10 protein-coding genes are annotated in these 11,405 nt (G+C 66.3%); 1 reads left to right on the forward strand and 9 read right to left on the reverse strand.

Annotation, left to right across the window (positions count from 1 at the left end):
* Window positions 1-176: 176 nt before the first annotated feature.
* Window positions 177-1,082, forward strand: a complete 906-nt coding sequence (locus AC13C7_RS01400; protein ID WP_172319018.1) for a patatin-like phospholipase family protein — start codon at window positions 177-179, stop codon at window positions 1,080-1,082.
* A 224-nt stretch (window positions 1,083-1,306) separates the two neighbouring features.
* On the opposite strand, the gene AC13C7_RS01405 is transcribed toward AC13C7_RS01400, so the two are convergent.
* The 9 genes from AC13C7_RS01405 to AC13C7_RS01445 all read right to left on the reverse strand — a co-directional run.
* Window positions 1,307-2,287, reverse strand: a complete 981-nt coding sequence (locus AC13C7_RS01405) for a DMT family transporter (protein WP_482866376.1) — start codon at window positions 2,285-2,287, stop codon at window positions 1,307-1,309.
* 241 nt (window positions 2,288-2,528) lie between these two features.
* Window positions 2,529-3,887 (reverse strand): NADH-quinone oxidoreductase subunit N, encoded by a 1,359-nt coding sequence (locus AC13C7_RS01410; RefSeq protein ID WP_482866377.1) that lies wholly within the window; start codon window positions 3,885-3,887, stop codon window positions 2,529-2,531.
* Window positions 3,887-5,347: a complex I subunit 4 family protein gene (locus tag AC13C7_RS01415; protein ID WP_482866378.1), complete on the reverse strand. Its 1,461-nt coding sequence runs from the start codon at window positions 5,345-5,347 to the stop codon at window positions 3,887-3,889. The genes AC13C7_RS01410 and AC13C7_RS01415 overlap by 1 nt, the downstream gene beginning before the upstream one ends.
* Before the next feature lie 14 nt (window positions 5,348-5,361).
* Window positions 5,362-7,248: an NADH-quinone oxidoreductase subunit 5 family protein gene (locus AC13C7_RS01420; RefSeq protein WP_482866379.1), complete on the reverse strand. Its 1,887-nt coding sequence runs from the start codon at window positions 7,246-7,248 to the stop codon at window positions 5,362-5,364.
* Between the two features lie 2 nt (window positions 7,249-7,250).
* Window positions 7,251-7,562, reverse strand: a complete 312-nt coding sequence (nuoK, locus tag AC13C7_RS01425; RefSeq protein WP_482866380.1) for an NADH-quinone oxidoreductase subunit NuoK — start codon at window positions 7,560-7,562, stop codon at window positions 7,251-7,253.
* Window positions 7,559-8,074 (reverse strand): NADH-quinone oxidoreductase subunit J family protein, encoded by a 516-nt coding sequence (locus AC13C7_RS01430; protein ID WP_446170411.1) that lies wholly within the window; start codon window positions 8,072-8,074, stop codon window positions 7,559-7,561. The genes nuoK and AC13C7_RS01430 overlap by 4 nt, the downstream gene beginning before the upstream one ends.
* Window positions 8,071-8,970 (reverse strand): complex I subunit 1/NuoH family protein, encoded by a 900-nt coding sequence (locus AC13C7_RS01435; RefSeq protein ID WP_482866381.1) that lies wholly within the window; start codon window positions 8,968-8,970, stop codon window positions 8,071-8,073. Before AC13C7_RS01435 ends, AC13C7_RS01430 begins: the two co-directional genes overlap by 4 nt.
* Window positions 8,967-11,108: a heavy metal-binding domain-containing protein gene (locus tag AC13C7_RS01440; RefSeq protein ID WP_482866382.1), complete on the reverse strand. Its 2,142-nt coding sequence runs from the start codon at window positions 11,106-11,108 to the stop codon at window positions 8,967-8,969. The genes AC13C7_RS01435 and AC13C7_RS01440 overlap by 4 nt, the downstream gene beginning before the upstream one ends.
* Window positions 11,109-11,134: 26 nt before the next feature.
* Window positions 11,135-11,405: NADH-quinone oxidoreductase subunit A (locus AC13C7_RS01445; protein WP_482866383.1), on the reverse strand; the 271-nt coding region annotated here is incomplete at its 5' end.

Genomic DNA, 11,405 nt, shown 5'->3' on the forward strand with positions numbered 1-11,405 from the left:
CGTCCCGGCTTCGGGCATTACACCGGCAGATGGGCGGAAATGGCCGGACGCTTTCCGCCTGGCGTCTCCACCGCCTCGGATCGGCACCCATGTGGCCGGTCCGGTTGCGTAACGATCTGCCGCGTTCAGCGTCAGTCCTGAAGACTTGAGAGAGGCATTGAAATGGAGGCTGGACAGTGACGGGACCGGCAAGGCTGCGCGGCAAGGCCCACAAATCCTTTGCCCTTGTTTTCAGTGGCGGCGGGGCAAGGGGCCTGTCGCATGCCGGCGTGCTGCGCGCGCTTGCCTCCCGAGGCTATGTTCCCAGCGCCATTGTGGGCGTATCCATGGGGGCGGTCGTGGGGGCCACCTATGCCCTGAACGACGATTGGTACGACGCATTGGTGGAAATGGACACCAGCGGGTTTCCCGCGACCCCGGATTTTCGCCTGCCGGGTCTGACCGCCCGGATGCGGGGGCTCTGGATGGCTCTGCTTGCCGCGCGGGACATGTATTTCGGCTGGGGCGTTGGCGCGCGCACCGAAACATGGGGCCGCCGTGTCCTGTCCGGCCTGACGCGGGGCGGGAATCTTGAGGATGGCCGCATCCCGATCCATGTCTGCGCGACGGATATGCTGACCGGGACACGCGTGGTGTTCGGCAAGGGCCGCGCCACGGATTACGTCTATGCCAGTGCCGCACTTGCGGGAATATTGCCGCCCCTGGTCGATGGGCCGCATGTGCTGATGGACGGGGCCTATGCCGACATCGCGCCGATCGACGTGGCAAGAGCCACCGGCGCGCAGGTGGTGATCGCGGTGGACCCGAGCCAGCCCGAGAACGCCGCAGGTCCGAAAAACGGGATGCAGGCGATGCTCCGGTCGATAGAGGTTTGCCAGTATGAACACGCAAACCTGCGCTTCGCCCAGGCCGATCTGGTGATCCGCCCCGATTTCGGGCAGTCGATCGGGACGCTCGAGTTCGGACACAAGCGCCACTGCATCGCCGCGGGGGCCGTGGCCACCCGCCGCGCATATGCCGAAATCGGCGCGCTGCTCGATCCCGGAAAGGCGGAGCGGATGGCGGACTCAATCACAGCATAAAAAGCCCGATCAGAGCTTTGGCGCAAACCGCGCGACATCCTTGATAATGACACGAGCTTCGCGGCTTGCACGGCTTTCGGCAGTTGCGCCGTCACCGCTTCGCTTCCTGGACATGTTTCGCGGTCGGGAAGTTGGACCCTACATCGACGCGGACCAGCCAAAAAACGGACTCATCCGAACCTTTTGCGCCAGGCTTGCGGACGAACAGTGTCGCATGATTCCAGTCAGCATGGATATGTGCTGTATCCGCTGAATTCCTTTCCCTTTTCCTTGGCTCTCTTCTCGCCGACTTGATGCGCCCAAGCCACCATAAGGATACCGCCGAGAACGAAGGCGAAGCCCACCACGTGAATCCAGTAGAATGGATCGCCAAGCCAGACGTAAGAAACAACCAGACCGCTTGCCGGCATGACGCCCATGAAACCGGAGGCGATGCTGGCCCGCACGCGCGCCAATCCCGCGAACCACAGCATGGTCCCGATACCGAAAGGGCCGATCCCCCACCATAGAAGCGCGATCCAGTGTTCGAGCGTCGGCTGTGAAAAGTCGAAGTTGGCCGCCTGATAAAGACCTGGAATCGCGAAAAGCAGTGTCGCAATCCACGCCGCCAAAGGTATGAGCAGGACCGGCCTCACCTGTTTTGTCGCCTTCTTGGCAAAGAGAGAATAGGCCGTGGCACTGCAGACGGCACCGAAAACGAGCAGGCTTCCCAGAACCATCGTCGAAAGGCTTTGCGCCTGCAACGACTCGCCCGAGAGATTGATGATCACAACGCCAGAGACAGACAACGCAACCGCGATCAGCTTGCGGGGGCCCAGTCGGTCGCCAAGGAAAACGGCGGCACCGACCGCAACAGCGGCTGGACTGAGGCTCATCACCATCGCGCCAATGACCCCGCTCACCATTTTCATTCCGGTCATCAGAAAGAGGCTGAAAGCGACCAGTCCGATCGACCCGATACCTGCGATGAGCAGCCAGTTGCTCTTGCTGATTTCATGGAGTTCCTTCCGATAGGCGATCAGCAGTGGAGTGGTCAGTATCGCTGCCGTCAGCAGTCGCAGAAACGGCGCCAGGAACAAGGGGAACTCGGCGGTGACGATCTTCGCAGTCGGCGTTCCACTTCCGAAGAACGCCATGCCAAGGAAGAGCGTCGCAAAAACGCCCAACCGGGTCATCCAACCGGAATCTTCAAGCAAATCTCGCATCGTTGACTCCTTTCGTCACGGGCTTCAGCAGTCCCTCCGTGGGTACTTGGCTTGCTCTTCTGCCATTCATGGCCACTATTGTCACGGGTCGCTGGCCCGGGCCTGACATTGGTGCGGGGGCCGCGAAAGCCCAGTTTGTCTCGCACCCTTGCCGTTTGGGGCGAACGTGGCAATCGCGGTTGCATCCGCTGCGGTCGCTCTCAAGACGTGACACTCCTGGCGTCACAATCGCCCGGTTGATTCAGCCGGGAAAGACCCTCGCGAACAGCCCCATCAGCGCCGTGACCAGCGCGGTCGCCCCGAGCATGACCAATAGCGGCAGCGCGACCTCCGCCCGAACCGCTTCGCTTTCGCCCGCCTGATACATCGGCACCACGATGCGCAGATAGACCGCCAGCGCCAGCACGCTGTTGAGGATGCCGATCACTGCCAGCCACAGATAGCCGGCCTCGATCGCGGCGCCGAACAGCAGCACCTTGCCGACAAAGCCGAAGAGCGGCGGAATACCGGTGAGCGACAGCAGAAACACGACCATGGCCACGCCGATCACCGGGCGCGCGCGGCCGAACCCCTTGAAATCGTCCAGATCGCGCCCCGCGACCATGATGACGGCAAAGGCCCCGAGGTTCATCGCCACATAGGCCGCGCCGAACACGATCACCGATGGCAGGGCCAGCGGGCTGGTGCCAAGCGCTACGATCCCAAGCATGAAATAGCCCGCCTGCGCCACCGAGGAATAGGCCAGCAGCCGCACCACATTGCTCTGCACCAGGGCCGCCAGGTAGCCGAATGTCATCGTCACCGCCGCGATCAGCGCGACGACGACGGGCCAGCCGGTGGCGACCGGCAGGTCGCGCAGCACCTGCGCAAAGGCGAAGATCGCCGCCACCTTGGTGATGACCGACAGAAACGCCGCGACCGAGACCGGGGCGCCGTCATAGGCGTCGGGTGCCCAGAACTGGAACGGCACCAGCGCCGCCTTGTAGCCCAGCCCGATCAGCACCGCGACCAGCCCCGCCAGCGCAATCAGCGGCTTGCCATCGAGCGCCCCGAGCTCGGAAAAAAGCGTCGATCCGGCCCCGCCAAACCAGAAGGTCAGCCCGTAGATCATCACCGATCCGGTGACGGCGCCGAAGACCAGGTATTTCATCGCCGCCTCGGTCGCGGCATCGTCGCGCGGCCAGGCAACCATTGCGAAGGATCCCAGCCCCGTCAGCACCACACCAAGGACCAGCAGCATCATGTCGCCGCCGCCCGCCAGCATCAGCGCCCCCAGCGTCACCAGGCACAGCAGCACATAAACGCTGCCCTCGCGGTCCTTCCCGGCGATCTCGGCCCGCGTCATCAAAAGCGCCAGCGCGGTCCCCGGCAGCAGGATCAGCTTGGCCCAGCCCGACAGCAGATCGACGCGGTAGGTGCCGCCGAAGACGCTCGTATCGGCCTCCAGCAGCGGAAGGGTCAGCGCGGTGGACAGACCCAGCCCGATCAGACCCAATATCAACGCCAGACGCGGCGCGCGCAGCATCTCGGCCACCAGCATCAGCACCACCGTGGAGGCCAGCAGCAGCTCGGGAAACAGAAATGACAGGTCACGCGCCATCAGAATTGCAGTGCCCGCATCGTCGCGTCGATCATGTTCAGCAACCACGATGGCGCGACCCCGATCACGATGATGAGGACAAGCAGCGGCACGATGGCCAGCATCTCGCCCCGGTCGAGATCGGGCATCGCCGCCCATTTCTCGTTCCGCTCGCCCAGAAACACCGCCGCGATGGCGCGCAGATACAGACCCGCCGTCACCACGATGGCAATGATCGCGACGATGGCCCAGGGCTGCGCGTTCAGCGTGGCCAGGAAAATCTGGAACTCGGCCGGGAAATGCGCCAATCCGGGCAGCCCCAACGAGGCGAAGGCCGATAGGATAAATGCCCAGCCGAGCCACGGCACCTGCCCCAGCAACCCCCCGAAATCCGCCATCTCGCGGCTATGGGCGCGCGACTGCAACATGCCGACAAGGAAGAACAGCGCCCCGGTGACGATGCCGTGGCTGACCATCTGCAAGGTGGCCCCATTGAGCGCAACCGCCCGCAGATCGGGGTCCAGCGTCAGCGCCGCCACCGACACGCCGATCACCACGTAACCCATGTGGTTGACCGAGGTGTAGGCGATCATCTTCTTCAGATCCGACTGCGCCAGCGCGACGAAAGCCCCATAAAGCGCGCTGAACACGCCGAAAGCCAGCACCACCAGACCGGCCCGCGCAAAGGCGTCAGGCGTCATCTGCAATGCGAAGCGCACGAGGCCATAGGTGCCGAATTTCAACATTACGCCCGCCAGGATGACGCTGCCGACGGTCGGGGCCTGCACATGGGCCGCCGGCAGCCAGGTATGCACCGGAAAGGACGGGATCTTGACCGCGAAGGTGAACAGCATCGCGATCAGCGCCAGCATCGCCGCGAGGCCCGTCAGCGGCGGGGTCTCGATCCACAGACGCATGTCGAAACTGCCGGTGGCCAGATAGAGCCCGATGATCGCCAGCAGAAGCGGCAGCGAGCCCAGAAGCGTGTAGATGAAGAACATCAACCCGGCGCGCTGGCGCTCTTCATAGCCCCAGCCGACGATCATGAAATACATGCCCACCAACGACACCTCGAAGAAGACGTAGAACAGCAGCGCGTCCAAAGCCGCGAAGGTGCCGATCGAGGCGGTTTCCAGCATCAGCATCAGCGCGACAAAGACCGCCGGGCGGTCGGTGATCCGCGCGGCATAGATCGCCGACAGGAAAAACAGCAGCGAGGTCAGCACGATCAGCGGCAGGCTCAGCCCGTCGATGCCCAGCCGGTAGGCCGCGCCGATGGCCGGGATCCATGCAATTTCCTCGACCTGCGCGAAACCGCCCGGAAGCGTGCCCCGCGCCCAGATGGCCAGCGTGACTAGGAAGGTCAGCCCGGCGGTGGCGATGGAAACGCCATGGGCGACACGGGCCGACCCGTTCGGCAGCGCCATCAGCAGCAATCCACCCAGGAGCGGCAGAAAGACGGAGATCGAGAGAAGGGGCATGAATTGGTCTTTCTTCAGTAAATCGGCATGATCAGCAGCACCGCCGCGATGACGGCAATGCCCATGACAGTCAGGGCGAGTTCGCGGTGGATCAGCCCGCTTTGCAGCAGGCGCAGGCGGCGACCGGCGGCGATTGTCCGGTCGACAAGGCCGAAGATCAGGGCGTCGATGCCTTTTGTGTCCGTTGTCTCGGCGCTGTCACCCAGGTGCAGGTTCAACCGGCCCAGATCGAGGGTCGCGGCATATAGGCGATTTTCGGCTGCGTCGGTGCGGGATGCGGTGCCAAGACCCAGGATGCGCACAAGGCCAAGCTGCGCGACCAGCAGGTGCCGTTCAAACCGCTCGCAGGCGGCGGCGATGGCGAGTGTCGGGCGCAGCACCAGCCCGTCCATCCCGCCCGCAACGGCAAAGCCGCGCTGCGCCCAGGGCAGAACCGGCCCCATCAGGCGGGCGGGTGTCACGAACCAGCCCAGCACGAGGCCGCTCAGCGCCGCCACAAGCCCGAGGATCATGGCGGCTCCTTCCGGCGGCAGTTCAGCGCCCAGCAGGTGCTCCAGCGGCACGAAGGCGAACCCAATCCCCGCCGCCAGCGCCGTCAGCACCGCCATGCCCGCCCCCATCCAGCCCATGCCCTTGCCGGAAACCGGTTGTGCTTCGCCGCCCCACAGCACCCGCAGCGCCCGCGCCATATAGGCCCCGGTCAGCACCGTGCCCGCCAGCGCCAGTGGTGCCAGCCACGCAGCACCGGGGGCGGCCAGCGCGGCGGCAAGGATCGCGTCCTTGGAAAAGAACCCGGCCAGCGGCGGGATGCCCGCCAACGCCAGCGCGGCAAGACCGAAACCCGTCAGGATCAGAGGTCTTGACCGGCCCGCGCCCGCGACCGCCTCCATGTCGGTGCTGTCGCGGTCATGCTGGAACACGCCCGCGCCCAGAAACAGCGTGCTCTTGATCGCCGCATGGGCGATCAGGTGCAGCAGCGCCGCCACCGGTACGCCTGCCCCGATGGCCAGCAGCATCAGGCCGTACTGGCTGGAGGTCGAGGCGGCCAGCAGCCGCTTCAGATCCCGCTCGGCCAGCGCGATCAGACCGGCAACGATGGCGGTGACGCCGCCCACCAGCCCGATTGCCAGCAAAGCCCCGCCGGACAACATCGGCGCCACCCGGATCAGCAGGATCGCCCCCGCCGCCACCAGCGTCGCGGAATGCAGCAGCGCCGAAACCGGCGTCGGCCCGGCCATGGCGCGCTGCAACCAGTCCTGCAGCGGCACCTGCGCCGATTTGCCCATCGCGCCGATCAGCAACAACACTCCGGCGACCAGCGCCGGTGTGCCGGTGATCGCCAGCGTGGCCGAAATCTCCGAGCTGCCGGCCCAGCCGATCAGAACGAAAATCCCCAGATAAAGCCCCAGATCGGCGCTGCGGGTATAGAGAAACGCCCGCGTCGCGGCACCGGGCACGCCGTCACGGCCATGCCAGAAGCCGATCAGCAGATAGCTGGAAAAGCCGATCAATTCCCACGCGGCCAGCACGGTGATCCAGTCGCCCGCCAGCACCAGCGCCTGCATCGCGGCGACGAACAGCAGCAGGATGCCGAAAAAGCGTGGCCTTTCGGGATCGCTGCGCATGTAACCGACCGCATAGACCACTACGCAGGCCGCCACCGTCGCCACCATGGCCGAAATGACCGCCGTCAGCGGCGCCGCGACCAACCGCAGCGGCATCTGCGGCAGGCCCGGCAGGACCAGTTCCACCGCATTGCCCGCAATCGCGCCCGCCAGAACCGCCATCGCCGCCAGGAACCCGAGGCCGACGCCCGCCAGCGCAATCGCTTCGGGTGCGCGGCGCAGGGCCAGCGCCGCAAGCCCCGCCAGAAGCGGCGCGAGGAGGGTGAGTGCCAGCATCGTCATCCCTTCAACTCGCGCGCTTCTTCCATCTCGACCGAGCCGCGCACCCGGAACCGGGCGATGGCGATACCGAAGGCCACCGCCATCTCGACCGCCATCACCGCCATGACGATCAGCACGAACATCTGACCCGCGGGCTCGTTGGGATGCAGGTAACGCCAGAAGGCCACCAGGTTGACCAGGGCCGCGGCCAGGATCAGTTCGACCCCCATGACGATCATCACCAGGTTGGTCTGGCTCAGCGCGCCGTAGAGCCCGACACCGAACAGCCCCGCACCGACGCTGAGAGCGATCAGAAGTTCCACAGTCATTTGCCCTGCTCCGCGTTGGGGATGATGGCCACCATCGTGGCCGCGATCATCGCCGTCAGGATGGTCAGCCCCGCCGACTGGAAGATGAACATCGACCGGCCCAGCAATTCGCGGCCCAGATCGGCGGCCTGTTCATGCGCACCGGGCACCGACAGGGCGACCGGACCCCAATCGGGCAGCCAGACCAGCAGCAGCGCGGCCAGCAGCCCGATGCCCCCGGCCCAGAGCGACAGGCGTTTCTGGTGCGTCATGTCCATTTTGCCCATGCCGCCCGGGTCCATCATGAACATCACCATGAAGATCGCCATCACGCTCATCTCCGTGGCCATCATCATGATCTGCAACACGCCCAGAAACTCGGCCTGCATGACCAGGAACATCGCCCCGATCGCGGTTTGCGAAAACAGCAGAGCCAACGCCGAACGCACCATCGAATGGGTGCGGAAGACCACGACGCCGAACCACACCGCCGCGCCGCCGAAGAACGCCAGAAAGATCATCTGAACCGTCATATCGGCACCACCAGCGCGATCACGCCCACGACAAAGATATTGGCCAGCGCCAGAGAGATCCCCAGCTTCCAGCTCAGCGCCAGATAGCGCGCCTCGCGGATGCGCGGCATGTAGCGCCCGATGCTCAGCATGGCCGCCGCCACGGCCAGGATCTTGATCGCGCTCCAGGCCCAGGGCGGCAGCCACGGGCCCAGCCAGCCGCCCAGGTAGAAGGTCACGGTCGCCCCCGCCAGCGCCAGGATAATGACCATCCGCGCCAGCCGCAGCACCGCCAGCCGCACGCCGGTATACTCGGCCTCGACGCCTCCGGCCAATTCGCCGGTCGCATCGGGCAGGTCCAGCGGCGGCAGCCAGGCCAGCCCCATCGCCGCCACGACGAAGAGGATGAACCCCATCGGCTGGTAGAGCACGTTCCAGAGTTGTTCCTGCGAGGCGACGATCTCAACCGTCGAGAGCGATTCCGCCCGCATGGCGACGGCGGTGATCGGCATCACGATCAGCATCGCATAGGCGATGAACTGGCCCAGAAACCGCCAGCCCGCGATCATCGCGTAGGCCCCGTTCGGCCCCCAGCCCGCCATGATCAGCGCCACCAGCACATAGGCCAGCGCGGCGTTCAGGAAGAGCGCCCCGGTGGCCAGGTCGGTGATGACAAGCCCCGGCGCCAGCGGGATCACCGCCACCGCCATCAGCCCCGCCACCAACAGCAGGACCGGCCCAAGCTCAAAGAACAACCGGTCGGATTTGCGCGCCAGCAGCGATTCCCGCCCCAGAATCGCCAGGGCGGCCCAGGCCGGACCGGTCAGGCTCAGGTGCCCATGCACGGCCCATCGTTCGATGACGGCCAACGCGTAGGCCCCTGCGGCGAGCGACAGCAAGACGACAAGAATGCTCATCCGCGCACCTCCCAGGGCGACAGGTCGAGCGAGGCGACAGCGGCCAAGGCATCGCCCAGTTCCTGCTGCGCCGTCACCCTTTCGACAAGTGCGATGTTCACGTCTGTCGGCGTGTCGAGCTCGGCCTCGACCACCTTGCCATCGGTCAGCTTCACGCGCAGCCGCGCCGCGCCGCGCGGTGTTTCGATGGTTGCCGCGCCCTCGCCCGACACCCTGTCCACATCCGGCACCTGCGGCACGGCAATCCTCCCGGCCGCCGCGATCAGGTCGAGGCTCTGGGCGATCTCATCGCAGCGAAGGCGCAACCGGGCCAGCGCATCCCCGCCCTCTCGGACGCACATCTCGAACCCGAGGGCCTTCAGCGTCGGGTCTTCGGTGCGGGCATCCGACCCGCCACCCCGCGCCCGGTCCACGGGGCCGCTGGCCGGGGCGTCCTTGCCGATGCGCGCGATGCGTCCCAGCCGCATCCGCATCAGCGGTGCCGCCTGCACCCGGCGGATCAGCGCCCTGACCGTCCCGGCCTGCGCGGCGATCCCGTCAATGTCAGCGCCTTGAACAGCCAATTGCAACGCCCCGGCCCGCGCGGCGAGCCAGAGAAACCCCGACTGCAGGCCGAACTCGGCCAGCCAGCCCAGATGGCTGGCGATCCGCTCGCGTTCCACCGCGGCGGCGCGGCCACGGCGCGCGTCCTGGCCGGGGTCGGCGCTCGCGGCCTCCTCGATCGCCGCGCAGGCCAGCGTGCGATAGGCCACCGGGCCGAGCGGCATCATCGCGGCCAGACGCTCGACGAAATCGCCTGCCGTCATCTGCGGGCCATCCACCAGCTCCGCCCTGCACACAAGGCTTCTGGCGTCGCTGCCCGCCACTGTATCGCCGTCCAGCGTCAGGGTCAGGCGCAGCCCTGCGGGCAGGCCGGGAAAGAACGGCCCGAACGGCACCTCGATCCAGTCCATCTGCAACCCGTCGCTGCTGCGCGGCTGGCCTTCTGTCAGTTCGACCATCGACATGAAATGCGGCTCGATCCCGTCGATAGCGGCCTTGGAGTGGCCGCCATGTCCGGCATGCCCATCGTGGCCATCGTGGCCGGAATGGTCCTGCTGTTTGCCATGACCGCCGTGATCGCCATGCCCATGCGCACCATGCGCACCATGCGCACCGTGCGCTCCGTGCGCTTCGCTGCCATGCCCGTGACCGTGACCGCCATGCCCATGACCATGCCCATGCCTATGCCCGTGACCGTGGCTTTCCCCCTCCTCCGCCTTCACCAGAAACATGCCGCATTTGGGGCACTTGCCCGGTGCATCGCTGACGACCTCGGGGTGCATCGGACAAGTGTATGCCCCCGCCCCGCCCGCCTTGTCGTCGTGACCGGCATGATCGCCATGCGCGGAGGGCGCGTGGCCTGCGTGCCCATGTGCATGCTCGTCCCCATGCGCTTCGCCCTCCTCCGCCTTCAGCAGAAACATGCCGCATTTGGGGCACTTGCCCGGTGCATCGCTGACGACCTCGGGGTGCATCGGACAAGTGTATGCCTCCGCCCCGCCCGCGTCCTCGGCTTGGCCCGCATGTGCGTGTTCGGCGGGGCTTGGCCTGTCCTCCTGGGGCATGTCGTGGCCACCGTGCCCACCATGTCCATTGGACGCCGTTTCGCGCGGCACCAGCGTCATACCGCATTTGGGGCAGTCTCCGGGGGCGTCGCGGATGATTTCGGGGTGCATCGGGCAGGTGTACTCCACGCGCACCTCAAGAGCGGGAGCGGCAAACTCCCCGCTGTCCGCGCGAAACGCGCCCGCAGCGATGACGCGGCGCAGATCGGCCAGCCCGGATTGCAGCCCGGCCTGGGTCAGAGGGGCCGACACATCCGCATCGGGCAACGGGGCGATGTCGCCCGCGCCCAGTGCCAGGATCGCGCGCGGGCGCGGCATCTGCGCGTATATAACGGCGGCGGCATCGCGCAGACCGGCAGGCAGGGGGCCGGTGACGATCAGCAGGTTGGCATGACGCGGGGTGCCGACAAGCCGCAGATGCGACCCGGCCAGATCGAGCCCCATCGCCCGCGCAACTGACGCGCCGGGCAGCACGAAGGCCGACAGATCGCGCGCCATGGCCGCCGCGACCGCCCGCCTGATCCCGGACATCGCGCCCTCTCGCGCCCCGGCCAAGGTCATTGCCGCCTCAACGCGCCCTGGCTCCAGCCATAGAGCAGGCCTAGGAACAGGATCGCCAGAAAAACACCCATGTCGAGCAGGGCGATCAGCCCTTCCTCGCGGTAGACGACCGCCCAGGGATACATGAACGCCATCTCCATATCGAAGGCCAGGAACAGCAGCGCATAACCGGCATAGCGCGCATGATAGCGCACCCAGACCGGATCGCGCGACAGGGTGCCGGCGGTGGCGGGCACGTCCTTGCCGGGTTCCGCGCGCGCGCGCCCG

It is taken from the genome of Alterinioella sp. B-7, assembly GCF_056857775.1.

Coding starts and splice junctions, on each gene's coding strand:
- AC13C7_RS01405 (WP_482866376.1), bottom strand. CDS start 2,287: ATGCGAGATTTGCTTGAAGATTCCGGTTGGATGACCCGGTTGGGCGTT.
- AC13C7_RS01410 (WP_482866377.1), bottom strand. CDS start 3,887: ATGGCGCGTGACCTGTCATTTCTGTTTCCCGAGCTGCTGCTGGCCTCC.
- AC13C7_RS01415 (WP_482866378.1), bottom strand. CDS start 5,347: ATGCCCCTTCTCTCGATCTCCGTCTTTCTGCCGCTCCTGGGTGGATTG.
- AC13C7_RS01420 (WP_482866379.1), bottom strand. CDS start 7,248: ATGCTGGCACTCACCCTCCTCGCGCCGCTTCTGGCGGGGCTTGCGGCG.
- nuoK (WP_482866380.1), bottom strand. CDS start 7,562: ATGACTGTGGAACTTCTGATCGCTCTCAGCGTCGGTGCGGGGCTGTTC.
- AC13C7_RS01430 (WP_446170411.1), bottom strand. CDS start 8,074: ATGACGGTTCAGATGATCTTTCTGGCGTTCTTCGGCGGCGCGGCGGTG.
- AC13C7_RS01435 (WP_482866381.1), bottom strand. CDS start 8,970: ATGAGCATTCTTGTCGTCTTGCTGTCGCTCGCCGCAGGGGCCTACGCG.
- AC13C7_RS01440 (WP_482866382.1), bottom strand. CDS start 11,108: ATGTCCGGGATCAGGCGGGCGGTCGCGGCGGCCATGGCGCGCGATCTG.